The sequence below is a fragment of the Herbaspirillum sp. 1173 genome (genome assembly GCF_031455335.1).
GTDB classification, from domain to species: domain Bacteria; phylum Pseudomonadota; class Gammaproteobacteria; order Burkholderiales; family Burkholderiaceae_D; genus Herbaspirillum; species Herbaspirillum huttiense.
The window spans coordinates 296180-321559 of sequence record NZ_JAVDSP010000003.1 but is presented as its reverse complement, the minus strand read 5'-3'; the positions used below and the strand labels follow the sequence as shown (position 1 = coordinate 321559).

Sequence of the window (25380 nt, the reverse complement as noted above, 5' to 3'; positions counted from 1 at the left end):
AGTCAGTACAAGGTCTGTGAAGATTCATGCACCAGCTGCGCATACAGCTGGTGGCGCATCCCCGCAATCTCGCCGGCCTGTACCGCCTCCAGCACCGCACAGCCCGGCTCGTTGAGATGGTGGCAGTTGTAGAAGCGGCACTTGCCCAGGTAGGGGGTGAAGTCGCGGAAGGCGCGTTCCAGCATGCCTTCGGAGAGCTGATACAGGCCGAACTCCTGGAAGCCCGGCGAATCGATGATGCTGGCCTCCTGCTCCATCTGGTACAACCGGGTGAAGGTCGTAGTGTGCTTGCCGGTATCGAGGGCGGCCGAGATTTCGCGGGTGGCGATATCGGCGTCCGGGACGATCAGATTGATGATGGAGGACTTGCCCATGCCCGACTGGCCGATCAGGATGGTGCTCTTGCCGGCCAACAGCGGCATGAAGGCCGCGCGCGTCTCTTCCGGCTGGGCCTTGGCCGAGACCTCGTGCACCGGATAACCCAGGCGCGCATACACCTGCAGGCGTTCACGCGTCTTGGGCAGGGCTTCGGTGATGTCGGTCTTGTTCAGGATCAGGTGCGCGGAGACACCGGCCGACTCGGCCGCCACCAGCGAGCGCGAGACCAGGTCATCCGAAAAGCTCGGTTCGGTCGCCACCACGATGAAGAGTTGATCCACATTGGCCGCCAGCAGCTTGGACTTGTACTGGTCCGAGCGATAGAGCAGGGTGCGGCGTTCGTCGATGCTTTCCACCACGCCCTGGTCGGCCGAGGTGCGGGCCAGGCGGATGTGGTCGCCGACCGCCACATCGCTCTTCTTGCCACGGGTGACGCAATGCAGTTTCTGTTCAGCGGCCTGCACCAGATAGTGACGGCCGTGGGCGGCAATGACCAGCCCCTGTTCCAGCTCAGCCTTGTTCGTCGCTGATCCTGCCCTGGCGCTGCGTGCGCCTTGCTTGCGGACTCCCATCAGGCCGGGGCGCGCTGGGCGAAAATGGCGTCGACCTTGGCCGCGCAGATGAAGTCATTGGCCGACAAACCACCGCGGCCTTCATTGACGCTGTGGGTATCGAACTTCACGTTGCAGCGGTTGTAGGTGACGGTCAGTTCCGGGTGATGGTCTTCGGCGTGGATGATCCACGCGATCGCGTTGACGAAGGCCAGGGTCTCGTAATAGTTGCCGAAGGCGAAAGTTCGCGCCAGCTTGCCGCCGTCGATCTTCCAGTCGGGCAGGGCGGCCAGGTGGGCGACGATGGCGGCGTCGTCCAGCGCGGCGATGGGCTGGACGCTGCGGGCGGCGGCGAGGGTGCTTGCGGTGATGCTCATGGGGTTCTCCTGCGGCGGGCTGTTTCATTCATCCAGCACGCCTTTTAGATGATCAAAAAATTCAGTGGCTGCCCGCTGCGGCGGCTGTTCCCGACGTTGCGCGATGGGCGGCGATGGCAGCGTGCAGGTGCTGGATGCGCAGCGACGCCGGCGGATGCGAATCGTAGAAGGCCGAGTGCAGCGGATCGGGGGTGAGGGTGGAGGCATTGTCCTCGTACAGCTTGACCAGTGCCGATACAAGATCCTGGGCATCGGTGTGCTGTGCGGCGAAGGCATCGGCCTCGAACTCGTGCTTGCGCGAGGAGAGCGAAGACAGCGGCGAGAACAGGAAAGTGAAGATCGGCAGCACCAGCATGAACAGGATCAGGGCCATGGCATCGTTGCTGCCCAGCAGCAGAGGCTCCACGCCCAGGCCGGTGTAGAACCATGCTTGGCCCTTCAGATAGCCCAGCAGCGCCAGGAAGGCCAGCGACAGGCCGAACATGACGACCACACGCTTGACGATGTGCTTGAGCTTGAAGTGGCCCAGTTCGTGGGCCAGCACGGCTTCGATCTCATGCGGGGCCAGGCGCGCCAGCAGGGTGTCGAAGAAGACGATGCGCTTGCCCGAGCCGAAGCCCGAGAAGTAGGCATTGCCATGCGCGCTGCGCTTGGAACCGTCCATCACGAACAGGCCCTTGGAGGCGAATCCGACGCGCTGCATCAAGCCTTCGATGCGGCTGCGCAGGCTGTCATCTTCCAGCGCGGTGAACTTGTTGAAGAGCGGCGCGATGAAGCTGGGATAGATCACCAGCATGAGCAGCTGGAAGGCGCACAGCACGATCCAGGTATAGAACCACCACAGCGCGCCGGCCTTTTCCATCAGCACCAGCACCACCCACAGCAGCGGCAAGCCGATCACGGCACCCAGCAGGGTTTGCTTGATCATGTCGCTGAAGAACAATCCACGCGTCATCTTGTTGAAGCCGAAACCTGCTTCCAGTTTGAACTGGCGGTAGTAATCGAAGGGCAGGTCCACCGCACCGGAAATGAGGCCAAATCCCGCCACCAGCGCGATCTGGTACACCATGCCCGGCTCGCCGGTCCAGCCCAGCAGCAGGCTGGAGAGCCATTGCAGCCCGCCCAGCAGGGTGAAGCCGATCAGCACTGCAGCATTGATGATCAGCGTCACCAGGCCGAACTTGGTACGCGCCACCGTGTAGTCGGCCGCCTTCTGGTGGGCCGACAGCGGGATCTTCTCCGCGAACTCGGGCGGCACCGCCGCGCGGTGGGCGATCACATGGCGAATATGGCGCGAAGCCAGCCAGAAACGCACGCCCAGGCTGATGGCCAGGAATACGACGAACAAAACTGAAAACGAAAGTGAAGACATGCTTTCCCTGTGCGAAAATGGCGGAAGTTCGAGGCTCAGGCCCGCGTCCTGCCCCAGCCGGCAGCGGTGGCAGGCCTGTCGGCCATGCCGTCCGGTGCGATCCGGGCGAGCGAACCCAGCAATGAACCCTGCAGTAGATGGGGCCAGGCCCCATCCCGTCAATAAGGAAGAATTATGTCACAAGCCCCCGCCGCGCCTGTCCGGCCCAATGAAATGAACCTGGTCTGGGTCGATATGGAAATGACCGGCCTGGATCCGGACAAGGATCGCATCATCGAAGTGGCCGTGGTGGTTACCGATGCAGAACTGAACGTGCTGGGCGAAGGCCCGGTGCTGGCCATCCACCAGTCCGACGAGCTGCTGGACGGCATGGACGCCTGGAACAAGGGCACCCACGGCCGTTCCGGCCTGATCGACCGCGTCAAGGCGTCCACCGTCACCGAAGCCGACGCCGAACAGCAGATCATCGCCTTCCTGAAGCAATACGTCCCGGCCGGCAAGTCGCCCATGTGCGGCAATTCGATCTGCCAGGACCGCCGCTTCATGGTGCGCGGCATGCCCAAGCTGGAAGAATTCTTCCACTATCGCAACCTCGATGTGTCGACCCTGAAGGAACTCTGCAAGCGCTGGAAGCCTGAAATCGCAACCGGTTTCAAGAAGCGCCAGATGCACACGGCCCTGGCCGACATCCTGGAGTCGATCGAAGAACTGAAGTACTACCGCGAACACTTCATCAAGGAGTGAGGCCGTAGCATCCGGCCCAGGCAGGGTGGTTGGCAGCAACGCCATCCTGTATGAAGCAAAAAGGCGCGCCCGGCATCCGGCGCGCCTTTTTCATGGTGCCGGGTGAATCATTCTTCCGAATCTGCGCCGCAGCACTTCTTGTATTTCTTGCCACTGCCGCAGGGGCAGGCATCGTTGCGGCCGGTCTTGGGCGCATCGCGCTGCACCTGCTCGACCGCCGACTTGCGCTTGGGCGCCCAGTAGCGGTGGATGTGCGGAATAGCCGATTCGATCTCGATGGCCAGCTTGTGGGTCTTGAGCGGGTCGTCAATGAGCTTGGTTTCTTCCTCTTCCAGCTCTTCCGAGCCCAGCAGGTAGATGGGGCGCATCAGCGGGGCCAGGTTGGAGTGGAAGATTTCGTCCCACTGCGCCGCGCGCAACTGGATGCCTTCCCAGAACCCCCAGGCCCAGGCTTCCGCATCCAGCAGCGGCTTGCCTTCGTGCTCGCGCTCGCAGAACAGAGGTTCATATTCCTTGGGGGCGACTTCGAAGGTGATGGCGATTTCGTTCATGGTGCGCGCGATCAGGCTGGTGATGCGCTCGGCTTCCTTGCCGTTCTTGAACTTGGGCGTGTCTTCCGGACGGCTGCCCCAGACGCGCGGCAGCCATTCGGCCATCAGCACTTCCTGCGGACCGATGGCCAGGGCCGTCAGGTAGCCGTGCAGGGTGTCCATGGTCATCACATCGTCGGCGCAGCGATCGGAGAGGAGAAAATCGTCGAGTTCGTCGAATTCGGCGTCGGAAAGGGGCTGGTCGAGATGCATGATGGTTCCAATGACTGATGCTAAAGGCAGGAGTGTAAAGGCATTGGCCCGGGGGCGCGAGTGTTGCCGGTCGGTTGCTGCCCGGAATGCTGCAATCGGTTGGGGCGGGCAGGCTGGTGGACAGTACAATAGACGGATGAATTCCCCCGCCCAATCTGCTGACCTCCCCGACGCCACTTCCTTCGCCACGCTCTCGCCCGATACGGTACTCGATGCCCTCGACGGGCTCGGTCTGTATGGAGACGGCCGCCTGCTGGCCCTGAACAGCTATGAAAACCGCGTCTACCAGGTCGGCATGGAAGACGGCCCGCCGCTGGTGGCCAAGTTTTATCGTCCCTTGCGCTGGAGTGATGAGCAGATCCTCGAAGAACACGCTTTTTCGCAGGAATTGGCCGACGAAGAAGTGCCGGTGGTGCCGGCCATGCGTCTCGACAATGGTGCCACCCTGCATCGCCACGCCGGGTTCCGTTTTGCCGTATTCCGCCGCCACGGTGGCCGTGCACCCGAGCTGGACGATGCCGATACCCTGGAGCGTCTGGGCCGCTTCATCGGCCGCATCCATGCGGTCGGCCTGCGCAGCCCCTTCCAGTCCCGCCCGGCGCTGGACATCGCCAGCTTCGGTGAAGAACCGCGTGACTGGCTGCTGGCGCATGATTTCATCCCCATGGATGTGGCCACGGCCTGGCGCACCACGGTCGAGCAGGCGCTCGATGGCGTGCGCCGCTGCTACGAGCGGGCAGGAGAGATCCGCACCCTGCGCCTGCATGGTGATTGCCATGTCGGCAACGTCTTGTGGACCGATGCCGGCCCGCATTTCGTCGATTTCGACGACAGCCGCAGCGGCCCGGCCGTGCAGGATCTGTGGATGCTGCTCTCGGGCGAACGGCGCGAGATGGTCGGCCAGCTGGCCGACCTGTTGGCAGGATATGAAAGTTTCTGCGAATTCGAGCCACGCGAGCTGTATCTCATTGAAGCCCTGCGCACCCTGCGCCTGATCCATTATTCCGCCTGGCTGGCGCGGCGCTGGGATGATCCGGCTTTCCCGGTGGCCTTCCCCTGGTTCAATACCCAACGTTACTGGCAGGACCGCATCCTGGAATTGCGCGAACAGATCGCGCTGATGGATGAACCGCCCCTGTGGCCGGTGTGAATCCGGCGAAATGAACGAAAACAACATCATCATGACGCAAACACTTGTCCGCTGCGGTTGGGTCAACCTGGCCAATCCCCGCTATGTGCAGTATCACGACCATGAATGGGGCGTGCCCTGCCACGATGAAACACGTCTGTTCGAGATGCTCAACCTCGAAGGTGCCCAGGCCGGACTGTCCTGGGAAACCGTGCTCAACAAGCGCGACAGCTACCGCGAGGCCTTCGACGACTGGGATGCCGAGAAGATCGCCCGTTATGACGAGCGCAAGGTGGCGCAATTGCTGAAGAATCCGGGCATCGTGCGCAACCGTCTGAAAGTGGCCGCCACCATCGGCAACGCGCGTGCTTACCTGCAACTGCGCGAGGAAGTAGGCGGGCTCGATGCTTATCTGTGGGGCAAGGTCGATGGCCAGCCCATCGTCAACCGTTGGGCTTCGCTGGCCGATTGCCCGGCCAAGACGCCGCTGTCGGACGCCATTTCCAAGGAGCTGGCCAAGCGCGGCTTCAAGTTTGTCGGTTCCACCATCATCTACGCCTATCTGCAAGGCGTGGGCGTGATCAACGATCACGTGGTGGATTGCCATTGTCACGGCCGTTGAGGCCGGGCGTGCTCTGCACCAAAAGGCCAGCCGATGGGCGGCGGCAGGGCACCGGTTTGGTTTACACTCGCAGCCTGCGATGCAGCATCAGCTTGCACTGCATGGATTCACGAGGCCGGCTGGCGCACTGCCAGGCCGGTGAAGTTTGGGAGTAGCATGATTTTCGTCAAATGGTTTGGCTGGTCGGTCCTCTGGCTGCTGCCGCTGCTGCTGCGCACGGTAGCGCGCGCGCTCGGCCGCAAGTCCGTCTTCGGCGGGCGCGGTGCCATTCGCCTGTGGTGCGGCAGCCTGCTGCTGCTGGCCGCCAGCAGCGCGGTCGAGTCGCTGGTGCGTTCACAACTGGTTGCGGGCGATGATGGCCCGGGCGGAGCGCTGTTCGGCGCGGCCCTGATGGATGCGCTGGGCGGCAAGATCAGCCGTGGCATTGCCGCAGTCCTGATGCTGGGTTTGCTGGCGCTGGGCCTGAAATGGCTGCTGGGTGCCATGTTTGGCCGAGGCGCACCGGCTGGCCGCGACGAGCACCCCGAGCTGGACCTGGGGCCGCCGCGCCGTGGCAGCGCCGAAAGTGAACGATTGCGCATGAGCAGCCTGCACGGCAGCGCCGGACCCGCCCGCAGCAGTTTCCCCGCCAGTACCGAACGCCGTGCCCCGATGCCGCGCACGCCTGCTCCCGGTTCCGCATCGGCCAAGCGCATGCCGCCGGCCTCGCCCTTCGCCCCGCGCCCCCGTCCGGCCCGCCTGACGCCGGCCCCGGCACCGGAGCGTCCGGCCGGGAACGCACCGCGTGACGACTGGAAAGTGCCACTGTCGGCCCTCACCGGCGGCAGCCGCAACAGCCAGGCAACGCCTGCCGGCAGCGCGCAGGGCGGCAAGTGGCCTTCCATCAATCCGCGCCAGACGGACCCGGCGGCCAAACCGCGTCCGGAATCCGAATGGGCCGCCTTCGAAAGCCTGCGTCCGACCGAAGCCATGCTGGCCCGTGCCGCTGCCAGCCGTGTCATCTCGGCGGCCAGCGCGGCGGCCGATGCCAGCCTGTCTCGCGCGGCCACGCCGTCGCCGCCGATCCGTCCGATTCCGCCGTCGATTGCACGCGGCAATCCGGCACCGGCCCAGCCTACCCGCAGCATCCGCATCAGCAGCGTGGGCCGTGCTCCTGAGCCGGGCAGTGTGCCCGGTAAACCGGTCGAGCGTGCCGATGTCGTGCCCACGCGCCTGATGCGTTCCCTGCAGCAGGCCAGCGGCGAGCAGGAAACGCCGCCCGCTGCGCCGTTGCCACCACAGGTGCAGCCCATCGTGCCGCTGAGTCCGCAGGGACAGCCCTTGCCGGAATCCTTGGGACCGCTGCCCGCGCCCGTGCCCGTGCCGCCCGCGGCGGTTACCCCCGCCGTGCCACCCTTCATGGCACCGATGGCGGCCCCCGAGCCTGTGCCGCCGCTGCCCGAGCCGCAGACGGAACCGATCGACCTCGGTACCTTCAATGCCCCCTGGTTCGACATGCTGCCCGACCCCGCGCCCGAAGCGCCGCCGGCCCAGCCCGCTGCGGCCTTCAGCGTGCGCATGCCCGAAGCGGCGCCAGCCTACGTGCAGCCGGTGGCCATGGCGCCCGAGGGCTACGTCGATGAGCCGCGCGTGGACATCCCCTTGCCGTCATTGGACCTGCTCGATGAAGTCCCCGAATCGCGCATCGAGGTCGACCCCGAGCAACTCCAGGAAACCGGTCGCCTGATCGAACAGCGCCTGCGCGAATTCAAGGTGCCGGTCACGGTGTTGGGGGCCGAGGCCGGTCCGGTGATTACCCGTTTCGAAGTGGAGCCGGCACAAGGCGTACGTGGCGCTCAGGTGGTGAACCTGGTGAAGGATCTTTCACGTGCCCTGGGTCTGACCTCCATTCGCGTGGTCGAGACCATTCCCGGCAAGACCTGCATGGGCCTGGAGCTGCCCAATGCGCGCCGGCAGATGATCAAGCTCTCCGAGATCGTGCATTCGCAGGCTTATCGCAAATCCGCTTCGCACCTGACCATTGCCATGGGCAAGGACATCACCGGCACGCCCGTGGTGACCGACCTGGCGCGCGCGCCGCACATGCTGGTGGCCGGTACCACCGGGTCGGGCAAGTCGGTGGCCATCAATGCGATGATCCTCTCGCTGCTCTACAAGGCTACGCCCGAGGAAGTGCGCCTCATCATGATCGACCCCAAGATGCTGGAGCTGTCGATCTATGAAGGCATTCCGCACCTGCTGGCCCCGGTGGTGACCGACATGCGCGAGGCCGCGCATGCCCTGAACTGGGCGGTGGAAGAGATGGAGCGCCGCTACAAGAAGATGTCCAAGCTGGGCGTACGCAATCTGGCCGGCTACAACCAGAAGCTCGATGATGCCGCCGCCCGTGGCGAGAAGATTCCCAATCCCTTCAGCCTCACGCCCGACGCGCCCGAGCCGCTGGAAAAGCTGCCCACCATCGTGATCGTCATCGACGAACTGGCCGACCTCATGATGGTGGTCGGCAAGAAGGTGGAAGAGTTGATTGCGCGCCTGGCACAGAAGGCGCGCGCGGCCGGCATCCACCTGATCCTGGCCACGCAGCGGCCGTCGGTGGACGTCATCACCGGCCTCATCAAGGCCAACATCCCGACCCGCGTGGCCTTCCAGGTCTCTTCCAAGATCGACTCGCGCACCGTGCTGGACCAGATGGGGGCCGAATCGCTGCTGGGCCATGGCGACATGCTGTTCCTGCCGCCGGGCTCGGGCTATCCGCAGCGGGTGCATGGCGCCTTCGTCTCGGATGAAGAAGTGCACCGCGTGGTGGAATACCTGAAGTCCTTCGGTGAACCGCGCTACATCGAGGAAATCCTGGCTCCGCCGATTTCGGAAGACACGGCCCAGGCCGACATGTTCGCCGGCGGCGAGGGCGGCGATGCCGAAGCCGACCCGCTCTACGACGAAGCGGTGGCCTTCGTGCTCAAGACGCGCCGCGCTTCCATCTCCTCGGTGCAGCGGCAATTGCGCATCGGCTACAACCGCGCCGCGCGGCTGGTGGAGCAGATGGAAACGGCGGGCGTGCTCTCGGCCATGTCGCGCAACGGCAGCCGCGATATCCTGGTGCCCCCCTCGGGGGGCGGTGGCGAAGAATAAGAAGCACAGCCCAAAAGAAAAAATCGGCGGACCCTTGCAGGTCCGCCGATTTTTTTCATCACGCAGGGCGATCATTGCGGCAGGTCAGGCGACCTGCCCGGCATCAGACATCCAGCTGCGTCACCAGCTTGGTGTTGATGTAGGCCTCGATGGCCTCGGTACCGCCTTCGGAACCGTAGCCGCTGTCCTTGATGCCGCCGAAGGGCAGTTCCGGCAGGGCCAGGCCCAGGTGGTTGATGGTCAGCATGCCGCTTTCCACGCGCGCGGCCAGGGCGTGCTTGGTCTTGGCCGACTTGGCGAAGGCGTAGGCGGCCAGACCGAAGGGCAGGCGGTTGGCTTCGGTGATCACTTCATCCAGGGTCTCGAAGGAATTGATGATGGCCAGCGGACCGAAGGGCTCCTCGTTCATCACGCGGGCGTCCAGCGGGACATTGGTCAGCACGGTCGGCTGGAAGAAATAACCCTTGTCGCCGATGCGCTTGCCACCGGTGCGCAATTGCGCGCCTTGCGAGACGGCATCATCGATCAGCGCTTCCAGCGCCGGGATGCGGCGCTTGTTGGCGACCGGGCCCATGCCCACGCCAGCTTCCAGGCCATTGCCTACCTTCAGCTGTTCGGCATAGGTGACGAACTTGTCGACGAAGGCGTTGAAGACACCCTTCTGCACCAGGAAGCGGGTCGGCGAGACGCACACCTGGCCGGCATTGCGGAACTTGGAGGTGGCCAGGGTCTTGGCGGCCAGTTCCACGTCCACGTCATCGAACACCATGGCCGGTGCGTGGCCGCCCAGTTCCATGGTGGCGCGCTTCATGTGCTGGCCGGCCAGAGCTGCCAGCTGCTTGCCCACCGGGGTGGAGCCGGTGAAGGAAATCTTCTTGATCACCGGATGCGGGATCAGGTATTCCGAGATCTCGGCCGGCACGCCATAGACCAGGTTGATGACACCGGCCGGCACGCCTGCATCGGCGTAGGCGCGGATCAGTTCGGCCGGGGAGGCCGGGGTTTCTTCCGGGGCCTTGACGATGATGGAGCAGCCTGCAGCCAGGGCCGCCGAGAGCTTGCGCACCACCTGGTTGATCGGGAAGTTCCACGGGGTGAAGGCGGCTACCGGACCGACCGGCTCCTTGATCACCATCTGGTAGGCACCCGGCACGCGGGCCGGCACCAGGCGGCCGTAGGTGCGGCGGGCTTCCTCGGCGAACCAGTCGATGGTGTCGGCCGCGCCCAGGGTTTCCATCTTGGATTCACCCAGCGGCTTGCCTTGTTCCAGGGTCATCAGGCGCGCGATATCGTCGGCGCGCTCGCGCAGCAGGTCAGCGGCACGGCGCATGATCTTGGAACGCTCGAAGGCGGACATGTTGCGCCAGGTCTCGAAGCCCTTTTTGGCGGCTTCCAGGGCGCGATCCAGGTCGCTGCGGTCGGCGTGGGCGATCTTGCCGATCACTTCCTCGGTAGCCGGATTGACGACATCGATGGTGCGGCCGGAGGCGCTGGCGGTCCATTCGCCGTTGATGAAAAGCTGTACGTCCTTATACATGGGCAATCCTCGTTCGTCAGGTTGGGGAAGGGCCGGCGCTGCCCGGTTCGGCCCAATGGGCTACACGCAGGGCAGGCGCGATGGCCTGGGAAGAATGCAGACAGACCGGCTTGCGCCGCTCTGGTTCACACGCAATGCGAAGCCAGTGAAGCTTGTTGCGAAGACCACCTTTATACCACGCGCTTCATTTTCACGTCGGCCACCAGAGCGCCGACAGCGGCTTCCTACAAGGCTGGACGGGCAGCTCGGAAGCAGGAACAATCGTTCATACGCACCGGTCACACTGCCACAACAATATGCCCAGCCGAGGACTTCATGAGCAGCTCTTCCGACCCGTTTCGTCCCGCCCGCACACCGCCAGCCGCTGCCCGTCCTCAATCCGGGGAGGAGCCGGGCAGTCCTTCCCCGGGCGGCCTGGTCGCCGCTGCCCTGTTGAGCGCCGGCGCAGGTCTGTGGCTGGGAAGAAAGCGCCGCCAGAAGCGCGTGACTGCGTCGCCGACAGCGCCCCGGATGGTGGCCTCCCGTGCAGAGGAGGAGAACAGCAAGGCGCCTACCGGCCATTCCGCGACGGCTCATCACGATGCACTGCCGCAAGGACTGGAACGGGCCTTGCGGCTGGTGACGCTGGCCATGCCGCTGATTGCCGCCTGGCGCAAGGGATCGGCCCGTGCCAAGGCGGCCGCCGCCAAGGCCAAGACCGATACACCGCTGCCGCCGGATGCCCCCGCGCGGATCGACATCGTCAAGGCCAAGCTGGAACCGGCGCCCTCGGATTATCTGGACCCGGCGGCCGAGGTCAAGATGATCAAGGGCGGCACGCGTACCCAGCAGGCCTGGCAGATGACGGTGGCCGCGGTCAATGCGTGGATCGATGACTTCGCTCCCAGCATGGGGGCGGCCATCGCCTACTACACCATCTTCTCGATTGCTCCCATGCTGGTGATCGCCATTGCGGTGGCCGGCATGCTGTTCGGCCACGATGCCGCGCAGGGCGAGATCGTCAACCAGATCCGCGACATCGTCGGTACCGAAGGCGCGTTTGCCATCCAGGGTTTGCTGAAGTCGGTGAGCCAGCCGCGCGAGGGCATGATCGCCGCCGGCATTTCGGTAGTCACGCTGGTCATTGGTGCCACTGCGGTGTTTTCGGAATTGCAGAGTGCGCTCGACCGCATCTGGCGCATCCCCGTCGCCAAGCGCAAGAGTGGCCTGTGGCAACTGGCGCGCACGCGGCTGTTGTCCTTCGGCCTGATCATCGGTCTGGGCTTCCTGCTGATCATCTCGCTGGTGGTCAGTGCGGCGCTGGCGGCGCTGGGACGCTGGTGGGGCGGCTGGTTCGAAGGATGGCAACTGCTGCTGCAGATGCTCAACTTCGTGCTGTCCTTCGTGGTGTTCTCCACGCTCTTCTCGATGATCTACAAGTTCATGCCGCGCGTGACGCTCTCCTGGCATGACGTGTGGATCGGTGCCGTGGCCACCACCGTGCTCTTCATCATCGGCAAGTATCTGATTGGTCTGTATCTGGGCAGCACCGGCATGACCTCCGGCTTCGGGGCGGCCGGCTCGTTTGCGTTGCTGCTGCTGTGGATCTATTACTCCGCGCAGATCTTCCTGCTCGGTGCCGAGTTCACATGGATCTACGCCAACAACTTCGGCTCACGCGCGAAACGCCAGCGGCTGGTCAATACGGTGGAAGACCATCACGTGAGCATCGAGCAGGCGCAACAGGTGGTGCGTGCGGGAGACAATCCCCGCTAAGCCGGCAGGATGGCTGCGCACTCTTCGGCGGCCCACAGCCGCAGCGTATCGCCAAAGCCGCCGCGCGCCTTGCTCTGCTTGCGGGTGCTGGTGACCACCCGCACCCGCGCACTCCAGGCGATCTGCGCATCGGTGGCCTGCAAGGCCTGCACCAGGCCCACATCCTCATGACAGGCCAGCGGCGGAAAGCCGCCCGCACGCAGATAGGCCTGGGCGCAGACACCCAGATTGGCACCGTGGATATGGCGATGGCCATCCTCATCGTGATAGTCGCGCGCGAAGCGTTGCTGCACCTCCGGCGGGTGATCGCGCCAGTGGTCGGGCGTGACCGTGCCGCAGACCGCATCCGCCTTCAGCGCCAGTTGTGCCGCCAGCCAATCGGGGGCAACCCGCGTATCGGCATCGGTAAAGGCTAGCCAGCGTGCGCCCGCAGCGATCAGTGCGCGTGCACCGTGATGCCGCGCCAGGCCGACATTGCGCACCTGCAGCGGCAGCACCGTCACCGGATGGCGGCGTGCGATTTGCTCGGAGCCGTCGCTGCAACTGTCGAGTACCACCACGATACTCACCGCCTCACCCTGCAGCTGAGGATGTGCAGCCGCCTTGCGCACCGCCTGCAGGCAGGCGTGCAGGCTGGCTTCTTCGTCGTGCGCGGGGATGACGATGCCGATCATGCTCGGTTCTCCGGAAAGTGGTGGGTGCAGTGCGGGTCAGATCCTGCGCCAGAGGTCGATGAGGATGTCTTCATCCTCGTAGCAGGCCTGGCGTTTCAGTCGCGCGTGCGCATCGATGAGCTGGTGCATGGGCCGCGTGGCCAGCAGGCGGTCATCGAAATCCTTCTTCCAGTGGCAGGCCAGCAAGTGTCCGCCCGGCGACAGGCTGGCTGCGGCCAGTGCCGCCATCTCGGCCATGTTGGGCGCATCGAAGTAGTAGCAAAGTTCGGAAAACACGATCAGGTCTACCGCCGGCATGTCATGTTCGGCCGCTGGCCACTGTTCGGGCAGCGACTGCCGGCGCACCTGTACATGCGACAGGTGCGCCGTCTTCTCGCGCGTGATGCGTACCGCTTCCGCGCTGAAATCGGAGGCCATCAGCCACTGGCAACGTGCGGCCAGTTGCAGCGTCAGCTCGCCGCTGCCACAGCCGGGCTCGAAGATGGCGCTGCATTGCTGGCGCGGCAGGATGGCCTCGACCAGGGCACGTTTGCGTTGTTCGTACCAGCTGTCCCGCGTCTTCCACGGATCGTCGCTGGCAGCATAGAGCTGATCGAAATGGCGCGTGGCCGGAAGCTGTGCTGCCCTCATAGGAAGAACACCTCGTAAGGCCGCACGAAATGCGCCAGCACACCGGCCGGCAGCACCGGATCGCGTTCGCCGTCACTGCCGATCTGGCTGTGATAGCAGCGCAGGGCGCGTCGCTTCATCATGCCGGTGCCGGTATCGAAGGCCAGCTTGCGGGCGCGGCCCCAGGGGAATTCTCCGCCCAGCGGCTGTGCCCAGTGCCAGCCCCAGATCGGCACTTCCACCAGCTTGCAGCCCAGTTCGTGTTCCAGCTCGGCGGCCACTTCGCCCACGGTCTCGTGGTCGGGATGGCCGTCCAGCCGCCACGGCGCGAAGACGATGTCGGTATGGCGCAATTGCGCGATCAGCCAGGCCTTCAGTTCCAGCCTGTGCTGGCGGATCTGGCCGTCGGGAATGCGCGCGCGCAGGATCTGCGCCTGACCCGCTCCCAGGCATTCCAGCGCGGCCATGCTCTCGGCGGGACGCAGCAGTGGCAGGCGTGCTGCCAGCGGCGACGAGGGCGGGTGACTGCGTTCGCCATCGCTCACGGCGACCACGGCGATCTCGCGCATCATCCCGGCCAGTTGGGCGATCAGCCCGCCGCATCCGAGCGTTTCGTCGTCGGGATGCGGTGCCAGGATCACCGCACGTGATCGCGCGGGCACCAGCTGGCTCAGTTCCAGTTCCGGCAGGGCATGCAGGCGCTGGCAGGATTGCCACACATCTTCGGCGGTGCCGTGGGCGATGTCGATATGGCGCGCAGGAGCGGCCGTCCTGGCCGATGGGGGCGGCTTTACAGTAAGCATGGGGAGGACTCCTCTTCAAGACTGGCCTTGGCCAGCGCGGTCATGTCGCGTTCGGCGTGGCTCTGGCGCAGCCACACCGGCAGATCGGCCAGCAGGCGCGCACTGTGCCGGCTGCCGCAATAGGGATGGGGACCGAGGGCAGCCCCGAGGTCCTCGATGATCTGCAGGCAGGCACGCTCCACGGTCAGGCGCGTGCGCAGGGCGTCCTGCATGGCATTGGCACGCGGATGGGCATCGATGCGCGCGGCGCTCTCGCGCAGGCAGGCCGCTGCTGCATGCCCGGCACACAGTGCGCTGCCCAGCCGGGCCAGCGCATGGCTGTCCGCACGCTGCGCCAGGCTCTGGCGCAGCACGGAGACCAGCGCGGTAGCAGCGCCGTGCCAGCAGGCGGCAATGCCGATGCCACCCTGCCAAAAACCGGGACGGTCCAGATAGAAGCCCGGATCGCCGATCACCTGCGCGGTGACCGTACGCAATTGCAGGCGCGCAGTGCGGGTGGCAGCCATGCCGATGGCAGCCCAGTCGTCCTCGATGATGCTGACGCCCGGCTGGCTCAGTTCAATGGCCAGCAGCCAATAGCGGTCTTGCTCGTCGCGATGGCCGAGCAGCGCATGCGTGACGGCGGGTGCGCCCGAGCACCAGGATTTTTCGCCGTCCAGAATGACCTGATCACCTTGCTCGCGCAGGTGCAGGCTGCCGGGCCGGCCTTGCGCGCACCACACGCCCCAGATCGAATGCGGTGGTACCGGGACGTGGGCTTCGGCCAGGATGGCGAGGGCATCGGTATGGGCTTCGAACAGCTTGGCCAGCGACAGATCCTGCGCGGCCACGGCCGCCAGCGCCTGCCAGCGCGCAAGCGTCTCGCCGTGGCCCGGCAGGGGCAGACGGTCCAATCCCGCTGCCACCAGCTGGCGCAGCAGCCGCGCGGCGACGGTGGGTAGCTGGGCGTGCGGGCTTTGGTGCAAGGCAGGCGCAATGAATTCCTCCAGCGCTGCAGGCAGCGAGGGAAAGGGTGGGGCGTAGCGGCGGGTGGAGCTGCTCATCATGATGAGGGGCACAGAGGCGCACGGGCTGTGCAATGGTGAAGAGTATGAGTGCCTTCGCATCTGCAAGCTGTCGGTGCGCTACCGTGTTTGACGTAGGAATTCGGTAAGCGCTCGCACCCCGCCGAGCCCGTGCGCGCAAGCGCTGACGCCATCTGTAGGAATCCAATGCGCTGTAAAACCGTCACGCGCCTACAGCCAAATTGCGCGCTCACTTTCATCATGGCGATCCGGACGCAGAAGTCTTCCATGCGCCGCGCCAAAGGGCGACCACGTGACCATGCAGTGCGCCCCCCACGAATGCATCACGCTCGGAGAAGCGACATGAAAACCAAGGATATCCCCGAAGAAGCGACGTTCGACGAATACAACAATGCCGCCGGCGGCTGGGGCTCGGTCAAGGCGCTGGGTGCCATCCTGCAGCAGGAGCACGTCATCGCCACCGGCACGCGCATCCTCATGAAGCAGAACAAGCCGGACGGCTTTGCTTGCGTCAGCTGTTCCTGGGCCAAGCCGGCTGATCCGCATCTGTTTGAATTCTGCGAGAACGGTGCCAAGGCCACCGCCTGGGAGATTACCGGCAAGCGCGCCACCCCCGAATTCTTCGCCCAGCATACTGTCACCGAGATGGAGAGCTGGAACGATCTCGAACTGGAATCCACCGGCCGCATCACCGAGCCCATGAAATACGATGCCGCCAGCGACCGCTACCTGCCGGTCTCGTGGAACGAAGCCTTCGATGACATCGCGGCGCAACTGCGTGCCATGGATCCGAAGAAGGTGGTGTTCTACGCGTCGGGCCGGGCCTCGCTCGAGACCTCGTACATGTATCAGCTGATCGCACGCATGTACGGCACCAACAACTTGCCCGACAGTTCCAACATGTGCCACGAGTCCACCTCCGTGGCACTGCCGCAGACCATCGGCGTGCCCGTGGGCACGGTCAGGCTGGACGATTTCGAGCAGACAGGGTGCATCCTCTTCTTCGGCCACAACACCGGCACCAATGCGCCGCGCATGCTGCATCAGCTGGAAGAGGCGCGCAAGCGCGGCGTACCGGTGATCACCTTCAACCCCTTGCGCGAGCGCGGACTGGAACGCTTCGTCAACCCGCAATCACCCAAGGAGATGATCACCCCGGCGCACACCGACATCAGTTCGCAATATCTGCAGATCAGGATCGGCGGCGACACGGCGGCCGCCATCGGCATGGCCAAGCGCATCCTGGAACGTGACGAACGCGCCCGCACGCAAGGCTTGCCACGCCTGCTGGACCAGGCCTTCATCGATGAGCACACCAGCGGCTTCGACGAGTTCGCCGCCGCTGCACGTGCCGCCGAGTGGGCCGAGATCGAACGCCACGCCGGCGTCTCGCGCGCAGAGCTGGAGCTGGCAGCCGATACCTATGCCGCTGCGGACAGTGCCATGCTCATGTATGGCATGGGCATTACCCAGCATCGTGAGGCGGTGCGTGCCATCCACATGCTGACCAATCTGCTGCTCATGCGCGGCAATATCGGCAAGCCGGGCGCGGGCATCTGCCCCATCCGCGGCCATTCCAACGTGCAGGGCCAGCGCACCGTCGGCATCACCGAAAAACCGGAGATGGTGCCCAATGACAAGCTGCGCGCGCTCTATCATTTCGAGCCACCGATGGAAAAGGGCCTCAACACGGTGGAAGCCTGCGAAAAGATTCGTGATGGCGAACTGTCCGCCTTCTTCATGCTGGGCGGGAATTTCGTGCGGGCCATTCCCGATCATGGGGTGATGGAACCCGCCTGGCGCAAGCTGCCGCTGACGGTGCAGGTGGTGACGCACTTCAACCGTTCCTGCGTCATCCATGGCAAGACGTCCTACATGCTGCCCTGCCTCGGCCGCATCGAGATCGACCAGCAACGCGGCGGCGAGCAGGCCGTGTCCGTGGAAGACAGCACCGGTTGCATGCATGGCTCGCGCGGGCGGGTCAAACCGGCCTCGCCGCATCTGCTGTCGGAACCGGCCATCCTGGCCGAACTGGCCAAGCGACTGCTGCCGGTCAATCCACAGGTGGACTGGGATGCGTGGGTCGGCGACTACGCCCTGATTCGCGATGCCATCGAGGCCACCTATCCTGACATCTTCCGCGACTTCAATGCACGCATGTGGACGCCAGGCGGTTTCGCGCGCCCGCTGGCGGCGCGCGAACGGCAATGGAAGACTCCCAACGGCAAGGCCAACTTCAAGACTCCAGACGGCTTTGATCCTGATCCCGACATGCCTGGCGATGCCCCCGGCGTGTTGCGGCTCATGACCACGCGCGGTGACAGTCAATTCAATACGACCGTCTATTCGCTGGATGACCGCTTCCGTGGCGTGTGGGGCACGCGTCGCGTGCTGCTGATGAATCTGCGCGATTTGCAGCAGCAGGGATTGGGCGCAGGGGATTTCGTCACGGCCGAGACGGTGTCGGATGACGGCGTGCAGCGCCGCGTCGAGCATTTGCGCGTGGAGCCTTTCGATATTCCGGTGGGCTGCGTGATGGGTTATTTCCCTGAACTCAACCGGCTCATCCCGCTGTTCCACCATGCACGCGGCAGCAAGGTACCGGCGGCGAAGTCGATTCCGATTCGCTTGATTCCGGAGATTGGGGAGCCGGTGTTGTCGTGATTTGTTGTGCGTGCGCGTTCGTCGAACTATCGCGGAAATTGATAGAAACAGAATGAGTCGACTTGCGCTGTTGTCATGAGATTGGCAAGCTCCTGCATTCTTCAGGAGACTGTCATGCATCAGCCATCACGCGATCTCACTTACGTACCCAATGAGGTCGTCGCTTTGATGATCCATCATCAATGGACCGCCATCCGCAGCTGGCGCGAACATCTGAATCTGACCCAGCAAGAAGTCGCTGCCCGCATCGGTATCTCGCAGTCTGCCTATGCGCAGCAGGAAAGCAGCAAACGCTTGCGTCCAATGTCCCTCGAAAGAATTGCCGCGGCGCTTGGCCTGAGTGTCGAACAGCTCGATTTCTGACGCAACCCACCACAAGAAAAAAGGCCCCGCCAAAGCGGGGCCAAGAGGGAACTGAGGAAACCTCAGGGTTACAACACAAAAACACTTTGCGTACTGCTGTTCAGCTATTGGCTGATAAAAAATTTATATTGTTTATAAATTATCGTGAATCAGCCGTCGAAAATTTCTCCGATCAATACTTCCACATGATCTTCTGCAATTCCTTGGGATCATTGGTGCGGGTCAGGGCCAGCTCGGCCAGGATGCGCGCCTTCTGGGCATTCTGGTCATCGGTCACCACCCAGTCGTACTTGTCATCAGGCTGCTCGCCGTTGCGGATCACCACGCCGCTGCCGGTGCGCGAGGCGCGGATCACCTGCACACCCTTGCTGCGCACTTCCTGCAGCACCGGCACGATCTGTTCGGCCACGCTGCCGTTGCCGGTGCCGTCATGGATGATGGCCTTGGCACCTGCCGCCACGAAGGCGTCATACGCCGTGCGGCTGACGTTGCCGTAGTTGTAGACGATGTCCACGCGCGGCAGGCTGCTGATCTTGTCGATGTCGAACTCGGTCTGCGTGGTGTGCGGACGCGCAGGCAGGCGATAGAAGCTCAGCTTGTTTTCCACCACATAGCCCAGCGGGCCATAGGGCGAGCGGAAGGTCTCGACCTTGAAGGTATTGCTCTTGGTGACGTCGCGGCCGGAATGGATCTCGTCGTTCATCACCACCAGCGTGCCCTTGCCAGCGGCTTCCTTGCTGCCGGCCACCAGCACCGCGTCATACAGGTTCAGCGCACCATCCGCGCCCAGCGCGGTACCGGGCCGCATGGAGCCGACCACCACCACCGGCTTCTCGCTCTTCAATACCAGGTTCAGGAAATAGGCCGTCTCTTCGATGGTGTCGGTGCCGTGGGTGATGACGATGCCGTCCACATCACTCTGCTTCAGCAGTTCCGAAACGCGCTTGCCCAGCTTGATCAGACGCTCGTCATTGAAACTCTCGCTGCCGATCTGGAAGATCTGTTCGCCGCGCACGTTGGCGATCTTGGAAATTTCGGGGACGGCGGCGATGATCTTGTCGACCGGGACCACGGCCGATTGATAGGCGGCGGTATTGACGCTGGAGGCGCCCGCGCCGGCGATGGTGCCGCCGGTGCCGATGACGACCACGTTGGGCTTCTTGTCCTGGGCGTGCGCCGCAAAGGCGCAGGCCAGCGAGAGGATCATGACCGAACCGATTTTGTTGAAGTGTGCCTGCTGCATTGTTATAAGTCTCCTGGTTGACACGATGAGGCCGCGGGCGATCGCCCAATTTTTCTGAGTGTGTGCGGCGGATCGCGCGGATGAATTCGCGCACGGGGCGTCGAACGTTGGCGATCATACGAAAGCGCCGCGCCGCTGTCTCATGCTTTTAAAACATGAACGAATGCACGGCATGCATGAGCCCGCCCAATACCCATGCGACTTGCAGGACAGTACATGGAAAATGCGAACGAAAAAAAAGACCGCTCGCGCGGCCCCTGATACAGGAACGCCCGTCGGTCCGTCAGAAGAATTCCACCGTATCGTTGGTCGTGATGCCCGAGCGCAGCACGCCCGAATTCACCAGTTCCTGGTAGTAGCAGATGCGGTTGCGGCCACTCTTCTTGGCGTGATACAGCGCCTGGTCGGCATGGCCCAGGATCACCACCGGCGTTTCGCGCGCGATGTTGACGAAGCCCAGGCTCACCGTGACCTTGCCGACCTGCGGGAAATCATATTCCTGCACGTTCTGGCGGAAGCGGTCGAAGATCTTGCGCGCATCGGTGAGCGTGGTCGAGCGCAGCAGGATCACGAATTCCTCGCCGCCAAAACGGAAGATGCGGTCATGCGCCCGGAACGAAGCGCGCAGGATGTTGGCCACCAGGATCAGCACTTCATCGCCATACAGGTGGCCGTAGCGGTCATTGACCTGCTTGAAGTGATCGATGTCGACCACCCCCAGCCAGTGGCCCTTGGGTTCGTCATTGCTGTCGTGCCGGCGTTCGTCGCGGTCCACGGAATGGGCTTCGTGCGGCGCGATGGCGAAGGCGTAGCGGGTGAATTGCTCGTCGAAGGTCTTGCGGTTGAACAGGCCGGTGAGCGCGTCGCGTTCGCTGTAATCCAGCAGGCTCTGGTAATTGCAATAGACGTGGAAGATGCCGCGGATCACATCCAGCATGGTCGCTGCAAAGGGCTGCTGGCTGCGGATCTCCAGGCAGGAATTCATCTTCCCATGCAGCCAGACCGGCAGCCACAGTACGTGTTCGCCCTCGGGCGTGGTTTCGTCGAACTCGTTGAGATGATTGCGGATACAGGCCAGCATGGCCGGATAGGCCGACAGCGGTTCCTTGGGATCGTCGCTGGTCAGTTCGGCGATGGTGTGGACCGTGCCATCGCGGATGACCATCTTTTCCTGTACGAAGTATTCATCGCGCAGCGTGAAGATGTCGAGCATGCGGATGGTCTCGACCTCAGTGAGCTGATACAGCGCGGAGATGACGGAGATGGCCAGGCGGGAGTGCTCCCGGTGGGCCGTGATTTCTACCAGATGCTTGAGCAGCGGTTTTTTCATCTCGTCGTCGATGTCCTGCATGAGCCCATTGTTCTATGTATGGTCGGTACTCGGCTGTGCTTGCCCGGCGTCTTCGACAGCGGGCTGGCTGACATGCCATGAAGCCAGTCCGGCCATCGGCAGGAGCGTAGTCAGGAGCAAGGCATGTCGCAGCGGAATGAAGACGATCCCGGTGCAAGATTCACGCCATCAAGCTAGCACGGAAGCACAAGGATTTTACAGGCGGCAAGCATGGGAATGAAGCAGTTTCTGCATGTCACTGCAGAAAATTTGTGCTTTGATTGCCGCGTGGAAACTTTAGATCTCGCGTGACTTTCACTTACGTGGGGCTTGGTGAGTATTGCGTGCGTTCTTGCCAGCCAATCCCGCAGTATCAGGCTGAAGCCCACGCGCATGGCGGAATTGCGGCGATGCGTCATTTTCAGGCAGGCACGTCGTCAGCTTCTCAGCTGCCGAAAATCGATGAGCGGTTTTTGGGGTTTACTTACAAAAAATCGCCGGTCAAGAGCCGGCGATATTTGTTTATATCATTCGTAATAGTGTTCCGGATTTCCGATTGCAGGAGCCCGGTTTGCTGCTTCAGGCATAAATGATCAGCAGCGCCACGGCGATGATCAGAGCGAATTTGGTGATCTTGTAGACGGTCTTGTTCCAGTTCTTGAAGCGGCGGCGATACTGCCCGGCCAGCCAGACGAAGCGGAACAGCTTGTTGACGCGCCCGGTCTGGTCGCCGGTCTCATTGGGCGAGGCAGCGGCGGTCATCATGGTGCGGCCGAGGAAGCCATTGATGGCTTCTGCCCAACGATAGCGCAGCGGACGCTCGACATCGCAGAAGAGGATGATACGGTTCGTCTCGGAGCCGTTCTGTGCCCAGTGGATGAAGGTCTCATCGAACACCACGCTCTGGCCATCGCGCCAGCTGTAACGCTGGCCGTCGACTTCGATGAAGCAGCGGTCGTCGTTGGGCGTGACCAGGCCCAGGTGGTAGCGCAGCGAACCGGCGAAGGGATCGCGGTGCGGATTGAGCGTGCCGCCCGGAGCCAGTTCGGCAAACATGGCGGCCTTCACCGACGGGATGCGCTTGAGGATTTCCACGGTCTTGGGGCAGAACTTCTCGGCCGAGGGATGGCTGGCGTTGTACCACTTCAAATAGAAACGCTTCCAGCCAGCCTTGAAGAAGGAGTTGAAGCCGGCATCGTCATTCTTTTCCGCCGCCTTGATCTTGGCCATCTCGCGCAGGGCCACGGCTTCGTCGCGGATCACTTCCCAGTTCTGGTCGATGAGGGCGAGGTCATCGAACTGCTTCACGGCCGGGTAGGGCACCGCCGGTACGCGCGAAAAGGCGTACATGAACAGGTTGATCGGCGACATGATCGAGGAGTGATCGAAGAACTGCCGCAGGAAGGGCAGGCGCACGCGTCCACGGAAATGGATGAACAGGATGGAAAACAGATAGATGAAGACAATTGCCCACTTCATTGCAGGGTCCTTTGATGTTGCCGGCCTTTTCATATCAAATGAAGGAAAAGGCTGAGACGGATATCCGTCCATATGGGGTCAGGGCCGGGAAGATCAACGACAGCGCTCCGCCAATGGCGGAACGGCTGACAGCAAACCAGGCTGGAAGACGCCGTGATGCTGCAAGATGCGCGATGATGAGCTGAAATCCCGGTGGCTGCGCACGCCCGGCAGGATGCCGGCAACGCAGAGCAAGCGAGGATTCTACACCAAGGGCTCGTCAGAGTTTGTAAGGGCGCTGATTGCCCTATGTGAAGTTTCCTGCAACAAACGCATGCGCTGACCCAGATCAAGCGGGCAAAAAAAAGGACCGGGCAATCCGGTCCTTGCGGGGGCGTGAACTAGAGGCCCTAAAACGCTCAAGCGGCCTGGGTCACCACCTGGCGTGCGCGGTTCCAGCGCGGCAGGCCGGTGAAGGCGAAATCGATTTCCGGCACGTGGCCGGAGACGATCTCGGCGATCGCCCGGCCGGAGCCGCAGCCCATGGTCCAGCCCAGGGTGCCGTGGCCGGTATTGAGGTACAGGTTGGCGAACTTGGTCTTGCCCACGTAGGGGACGTTGGATGGGGTCAGCGGGCGCAGGCCGGTCCAGTAGGTCGGGTTCTCGTAGTCGCAGCCATCCGGGAACAGTTCACGGGTGCGGCGGGTGATGGCTTCGCAGCGGGTGGTGTTGAGTTCGCGGGTGTAGCCGTTCAGTTCGCAGGTGCCGGCCACGCGCAGGCGGTCGCCGAGGCGCGAAACCACCAGCTTGTAGCCGTCGTCGGTGAGCGAGACGGTGGGGGCGGCGTCCGGGTTGGTGATCTGGTAGGTGGCCGAATAGCCCTTGCCTGGGTAGAGCAGCAGGTCGATGCCCAGTGGCTTGACCAGTTGCTGCGAGAAGCTGCCCATGGCGACCACGAAGGTATCGGCCTTCAGGACTTCATGGCGGCCGTCCGGGTTGATGACTTCCACGCCGGTCACGCGGGCGGCAGCGCCTGCGCCTTCGGTGATCAGGCGGGTGATGCTGGTGGAATAGCGGAATTCGACGCCGGCTTCTTCACTCTTCTTGGCCAGGCCGGTGGTGAGCTTGAAGACGTCGCCCGATTCATCGGTGGCGGTGAAGTCGCCGCCGACGATCTTGTTGCGGATCGAAGCCAGGGCCGGTTCGATGCGCACGACTTCATCAGCACCGATGGATTCGCGCGGGCAGCCCAGGTCGCGCATGAGCTTGGCGGCGGGCAGCGAGTCCTGGAATTCCTTTTCTTCGGTGTAGAAGTGCAGGATGCCGCGGGTCAGGTGGTCGTACTGGATGCCGGTTTCGGCGCGCACGGCTTGCAGGGTCTGGCGGCTGTATTCGCACAGGGCGACGATGTTGCGGATGTTCTCGTCGGTGCGGGCGGCGGTGCATTCACGCAGGAAGGCCACGGCCCACTTCCACTGCAGCCATTCGGGACGGAAGCGATAGAGCAGCGGGGCGTCTTCCTTGCCCAGCCATTTGAGCACCTTCATCGGGGCGGCCGGATTGGCCCAAGGTTCAGCATGCGAGACCGAGATCTGGCAGCCGTTGGCGAAGCTGGTTTCCTGCGCCGCGCCGGGCTGGCGGTCGATGACGGTGACGTCGTAGCCCTGCTTCTTCAGGAACCAGGCGGAAGCGGTTCCGATAATGCCTGCGCCCAATACGATCACTTTCATCTCACTCTCCCGGTTTTGCATGAACTTGCTGTGGTTGTTCGGACGTTCGCATTTGCGAATTCAAATGCGAACAATGCAAGCATTGTAAGAAAAGCGTGATTGCCGATGTGATCAATACTGGCTGGAATTTTTATGAATAAAAAGGCTGTTGCGATATTTTTATTCAAAAGTAAAAGAAAAATTCAGCGAGATTTACATTTTTGAAGAAGTAAAGCGCGCCATCTCTTCCGCCACGGCACGCTCGACCGTTTCGGTGAGGGCATCGCGCAGGCCTTCCCTGACGCGCTGCATCACGATATCGGAAAGATGGTCCAGCGCCAGCGCCATCTGGTCCTGCAGGTGTTGGTGCAGCACAGTATCGACGCGTTCCAGCAGGCTTTGCAGGACGTTTTCGCGGATTTCCTGTTCCCACTGGCGGTATTGTTCGGCGGCCGGGGTCACCGGGGGCAGGGGTGCCATCACCGGGGCCGCCGCTGCGGGCGCTTGGTAATGGGTATTCGCGGGCTGGGTGTGGAAGGCGCCCGGCTGCATGGGGGCGGCGTAATCCGGAGCGGGGGACGCGGCCGGTGCGAGCGGGATGATCTCGGTGAGCAGGGGGATGCTGTTGTCGTCGTGGTTCATGGCGTGAGCGGGCGGGGCGGGCTCAGGCGGCCACGTGGTGCGAGAGGGGATAGCCGCGTTCCTTGTAGAAACGGTAGCGGTCGCGGCCGGCGGCCTTGTCGGCGTCGTCGGCGGAAATGATTTCCAGGAGGCGTTCGAAGCGCGCGAAATGCGCGGGGGTGTCGCTGCCCAGGTTGATGAGGATCTGGTGGTGCGGCAGGTCGGCGCTGTCGTCGGCGGTCAGGATGATGGGCGTCTGCGCGGCCAGCGGGTCGCCGGCCATCACGTGCGGCAGGAAATCCTGCTCGGAAAAGCTCCAGAGCGCCTGGTCCAGCTGCTGCAATTCGGCGCGGTTGGGGGTACGCAGTACCAGGGTGGCACCGGAAGCGCGCGCCTTGCGCACCAGACGGCACACGTAGGCGATCTTTTGCGGGACGTTGCTGTGAAAGTCGATTCGGGTCATCCCGCCAGTATAGTGGGT

General features: G+C 63.4%; 22 protein-coding genes. 7 read left to right on the top strand and 15 right to left on the bottom strand.

The annotated features are described in order from the left end of the window. Positions 1-2: 2 nt before the first annotated feature. The 3 genes from rsgA to J2X56_RS13310 all read right to left on the bottom strand — a co-directional run bounded on the left by rsgA (position 3) and on the right by J2X56_RS13310 (position 2678). Entirely contained in the window at positions 3-950 is a 948-nt protein-coding gene (rsgA, locus tag J2X56_RS13320; RefSeq protein WP_310160604.1) for a ribosome small subunit-dependent GTPase A, read from the bottom strand. Then, positions 950-1306, bottom strand: a complete 357-nt coding sequence (locus tag J2X56_RS13315; protein ID WP_310160603.1) for a 4a-hydroxytetrahydrobiopterin dehydratase — start codon at positions 1304-1306, stop codon at positions 950-952. The genes rsgA and J2X56_RS13315 overlap by 1 nt, the downstream gene beginning before the upstream one ends. A gap of 61 nt (positions 1307-1367) precedes the next feature. After that, positions 1368-2678 carry a M48 family metallopeptidase gene (locus J2X56_RS13310; RefSeq protein WP_310160602.1) on the bottom strand — a complete coding sequence of 437 codons (1311 nt, stop codon included), beginning with the start codon at positions 2676-2678 and terminating at the stop codon, positions 1368-1370. 174 nt (positions 2679-2852) lie between these two features. Between J2X56_RS13310 and orn the strand changes: the two genes are divergently transcribed. Beyond that, complete coding sequence (gene orn, locus J2X56_RS13305) at positions 2853-3422, top strand: oligoribonuclease (protein WP_008326970.1); 570 nt, start codon at positions 2853-2855, stop codon at positions 3420-3422. 107 nt (positions 3423-3529) lie between these two features. Here orn and J2X56_RS13300 read toward each other — a convergent pair whose 3' ends face one another. After that, the gene (locus J2X56_RS13300; protein WP_121038339.1) at positions 3530-4225 is read right to left on the bottom strand and encodes a UPF0149 family protein; all 696 of its coding nucleotides are present in this window, start codon (positions 4223-4225) and stop codon (positions 3530-3532) included. 136 nt (positions 4226-4361) lie between these two features. Here J2X56_RS13300 and J2X56_RS13295 point away from each other — a divergent pair, with 136 nt between their 5' ends. The 3 genes from J2X56_RS13295 (at position 4362) to J2X56_RS13285 (ending at position 9108) form a co-directional block, all read left to right on the top strand. After that, positions 4362-5375, top strand: coding sequence for a serine/threonine protein kinase (locus J2X56_RS13295; protein WP_121038342.1), 1014 nt, complete (start codon positions 4362-4364; stop codon positions 5373-5375). Positions 5376-5406: 31 nt separating this feature from the next. Then, entirely contained in the window at positions 5407-5976 is a 570-nt protein-coding gene (locus tag J2X56_RS13290; protein WP_034330504.1) for a DNA-3-methyladenine glycosylase I, read from the top strand. 156 nt (positions 5977-6132) lie between these two features. Then, positions 6133-9108, top strand: a complete 2976-nt coding sequence (locus tag J2X56_RS13285; RefSeq protein WP_310160601.1) for a DNA translocase FtsK — start codon at positions 6133-6135, stop codon at positions 9106-9108. 103 nt (positions 9109-9211) lie between these two features. Here the strand turns inward: J2X56_RS13285 and J2X56_RS13280 are convergent, their stop codons facing one another. Continuing rightward, on the bottom strand, positions 9212-10645 hold the full coding sequence (locus tag J2X56_RS13280) for an NAD-dependent succinate-semialdehyde dehydrogenase (protein ID WP_134134773.1): 1434 nt from the start codon (positions 10643-10645) through the stop codon (positions 9212-9214). A 315-nt stretch (positions 10646-10960) separates the two neighbouring features. Here J2X56_RS13280 and J2X56_RS13275 point away from each other — a divergent pair, with 315 nt between their 5' ends. Then, complete coding sequence (locus J2X56_RS13275; protein ID WP_227022591.1) at positions 10961-12400, top strand: YihY/virulence factor BrkB family protein; 1440 nt, start codon at positions 10961-10963, stop codon at positions 12398-12400. Here the strand turns inward: J2X56_RS13275 and J2X56_RS13270 are convergent. Genes J2X56_RS13270 through J2X56_RS13255 form a run of 4 tightly spaced genes read right to left on the bottom strand, consistent with a single transcriptional unit; the run spans position 12397 to position 15529 of the window. Further along, positions 12397-13074 carry a glycosyltransferase family 2 protein gene (locus J2X56_RS13270; RefSeq protein ID WP_121038351.1) on the bottom strand — a complete coding sequence of 226 codons (678 nt, stop codon included), beginning with the start codon at positions 13072-13074 and terminating at the stop codon, positions 12397-12399. The genes J2X56_RS13275 and J2X56_RS13270 overlap by 4 nt on opposite strands. Positions 13075-13110: 36 nt before the next feature. Continuing rightward, positions 13111-13704: an SAM-dependent methyltransferase gene (locus tag J2X56_RS13265; RefSeq protein ID WP_121038354.1), complete on the bottom strand. Its 594-nt coding sequence runs from the start codon at positions 13702-13704 to the stop codon at positions 13111-13113. After that, positions 13701-14486, bottom strand: coding sequence for a PIG-L deacetylase family protein (locus J2X56_RS13260; protein WP_121038357.1), 786 nt, complete (start codon positions 14484-14486; stop codon positions 13701-13703). Before J2X56_RS13260 ends, J2X56_RS13265 begins: the two co-directional genes overlap by 4 nt. Then, on the bottom strand, positions 14474-15529 hold the full coding sequence (locus J2X56_RS13255) for an acyl-CoA dehydrogenase family protein (protein ID WP_310160600.1): 1056 nt from the start codon (positions 15527-15529) through the stop codon (positions 14474-14476). Before J2X56_RS13255 ends, J2X56_RS13260 begins: the two co-directional genes overlap by 13 nt. Before the next feature lie 324 nt (positions 15530-15853). Between J2X56_RS13255 and J2X56_RS13250 the strand changes: the two genes are divergently transcribed. Beyond that, entirely contained in the window at positions 15854-18175 is a 2322-nt protein-coding gene (locus J2X56_RS13250; protein WP_199725003.1) for an FdhF/YdeP family oxidoreductase, read from the top strand. Between the two features lie 114 nt (positions 18176-18289). Beyond that, positions 18290-18538, top strand: a complete 249-nt coding sequence (locus tag J2X56_RS13245) for a helix-turn-helix domain-containing protein (RefSeq protein WP_199725004.1) — start codon at positions 18290-18292, stop codon at positions 18536-18538. 172 nt (positions 18539-18710) lie between these two features. Here J2X56_RS13245 and J2X56_RS13240 read toward each other — a convergent pair whose 3' ends face one another. The 6 genes from J2X56_RS13240 to J2X56_RS13215 form a co-directional block, all read right to left on the bottom strand. After that, a complete protein-coding gene (locus J2X56_RS13240; RefSeq protein ID WP_134134778.1) occupies positions 18711-19781 on the bottom strand; it encodes an asparaginase in 1071 nt (356 codons plus the stop codon). Between the two features lie 283 nt (positions 19782-20064). Then, a complete protein-coding gene (locus tag J2X56_RS13235; RefSeq protein WP_199725005.1) occupies positions 20065-21132 on the bottom strand; it encodes a GGDEF domain-containing protein in 1068 nt (355 codons plus the stop codon). Positions 21133-21690: 558 nt separating this feature from the next. Further along, on the bottom strand, positions 21691-22590 hold the full coding sequence (gene lpxO / locus J2X56_RS13230) for a lipid A hydroxylase LpxO (RefSeq protein WP_034337405.1): 900 nt from the start codon (positions 22588-22590) through the stop codon (positions 21691-21693). A 398-nt stretch (positions 22591-22988) separates the two neighbouring features. Beyond that, the gene (locus J2X56_RS13225; RefSeq protein WP_121038368.1) at positions 22989-24299 is read right to left on the bottom strand and encodes a D-amino acid dehydrogenase; all 1311 of its coding nucleotides are present in this window, start codon (positions 24297-24299) and stop codon (positions 22989-22991) included. Between the two features lie 192 nt (positions 24300-24491). Then, entirely contained in the window at positions 24492-24920 is a 429-nt protein-coding gene (locus J2X56_RS13220) for a hypothetical protein (protein ID WP_121038371.1), read from the bottom strand. 22 nt (positions 24921-24942) lie between these two features. Next, positions 24943-25362, bottom strand: coding sequence for a DNA polymerase III subunit chi (locus J2X56_RS13215; protein ID WP_121038374.1), 420 nt, complete (start codon positions 25360-25362; stop codon positions 24943-24945). Positions 25363-25380 lie beyond the last annotated feature (18 nt).

Excerpts from the sequence above, each read along its gene's own strand:
- rsgA (WP_310160604.1), bottom strand. The coding sequence starts at position 950 with ATGGGAGTCCGCAAGCAAGGCGCACGCAGCGCCAGGGCAGGATCAGCG.
- J2X56_RS13315 (WP_310160603.1), bottom strand. The coding sequence starts at position 1,306 with ATGAGCATCACCGCAAGCACCCTCGCCGCCGCCCGCAGCGTCCAGCCC.
- J2X56_RS13310 (WP_310160602.1), bottom strand. The coding sequence starts at position 2,678 with ATGTCTTCACTTTCGTTTTCAGTTTTGTTCGTCGTATTCCTGGCCATC.
- orn (WP_008326970.1), top strand. The coding sequence starts at position 2,853 with ATGTCACAAGCCCCCGCCGCGCCTGTCCGGCCCAATGAAATGAACCTG.
- J2X56_RS13300 (WP_121038339.1), bottom strand. The coding sequence starts at position 4,225 with ATGCATCTCGACCAGCCCCTTTCCGACGCCGAATTCGACGAACTCGAC.
- J2X56_RS13295 (WP_121038342.1), top strand. The coding sequence starts at position 4,362 with ATGAATTCCCCCGCCCAATCTGCTGACCTCCCCGACGCCACTTCCTTC.
- J2X56_RS13290 (WP_034330504.1), top strand. The coding sequence starts at position 5,407 with ATGACGCAAACACTTGTCCGCTGCGGTTGGGTCAACCTGGCCAATCCC.
- J2X56_RS13285 (WP_310160601.1), top strand. The coding sequence starts at position 6,133 with ATGATTTTCGTCAAATGGTTTGGCTGGTCGGTCCTCTGGCTGCTGCCG.
- J2X56_RS13280 (WP_134134773.1), bottom strand. The coding sequence starts at position 10,645 with ATGTATAAGGACGTACAGCTTTTCATCAACGGCGAATGGACCGCCAGC.
- J2X56_RS13275 (WP_227022591.1), top strand. The coding sequence starts at position 10,961 with ATGAGCAGCTCTTCCGACCCGTTTCGTCCCGCCCGCACACCGCCAGCC.
- J2X56_RS13270 (WP_121038351.1), bottom strand. The coding sequence starts at position 13,074 with ATGATCGGCATCGTCATCCCCGCGCACGACGAAGAAGCCAGCCTGCAC.
- J2X56_RS13265 (WP_121038354.1), bottom strand. The coding sequence starts at position 13,704 with ATGAGGGCAGCACAGCTTCCGGCCACGCGCCATTTCGATCAGCTCTAT.
- J2X56_RS13260 (WP_121038357.1), bottom strand. The coding sequence starts at position 14,486 with ATGCTTACTGTAAAGCCGCCCCCATCGGCCAGGACGGCCGCTCCTGCG.
- J2X56_RS13255 (WP_310160600.1), bottom strand. The coding sequence starts at position 15,529 with ATGAGCAGCTCCACCCGCCGCTACGCCCCACCCTTTCCCTCGCTGCCT.
- J2X56_RS13250 (WP_199725003.1), top strand. The coding sequence starts at position 15,854 with ATGAAAACCAAGGATATCCCCGAAGAAGCGACGTTCGACGAATACAAC.
- J2X56_RS13245 (WP_199725004.1), top strand. The coding sequence starts at position 18,290 with ATGCATCAGCCATCACGCGATCTCACTTACGTACCCAATGAGGTCGTC.
- J2X56_RS13240 (WP_134134778.1), bottom strand. The coding sequence starts at position 19,781 with ATGCAGCAGGCACACTTCAACAAAATCGGTTCGGTCATGATCCTCTCG.
- J2X56_RS13235 (WP_199725005.1), bottom strand. The coding sequence starts at position 21,132 with ATGCAGGACATCGACGACGAGATGAAAAAACCGCTGCTCAAGCATCTG.
- lpxO (WP_034337405.1), bottom strand. The coding sequence starts at position 22,590 with ATGAAGTGGGCAATTGTCTTCATCTATCTGTTTTCCATCCTGTTCATC.
- J2X56_RS13225 (WP_121038368.1), bottom strand. The coding sequence starts at position 24,299 with ATGAAAGTGATCGTATTGGGCGCAGGCATTATCGGAACCGCTTCCGCC.
- J2X56_RS13220 (WP_121038371.1), bottom strand. The coding sequence starts at position 24,920 with ATGAACCACGACGACAACAGCATCCCCCTGCTCACCGAGATCATCCCG.
- J2X56_RS13215 (WP_121038374.1), bottom strand. The coding sequence starts at position 25,362 with ATGACCCGAATCGACTTTCACAGCAACGTCCCGCAAAAGATCGCCTAC.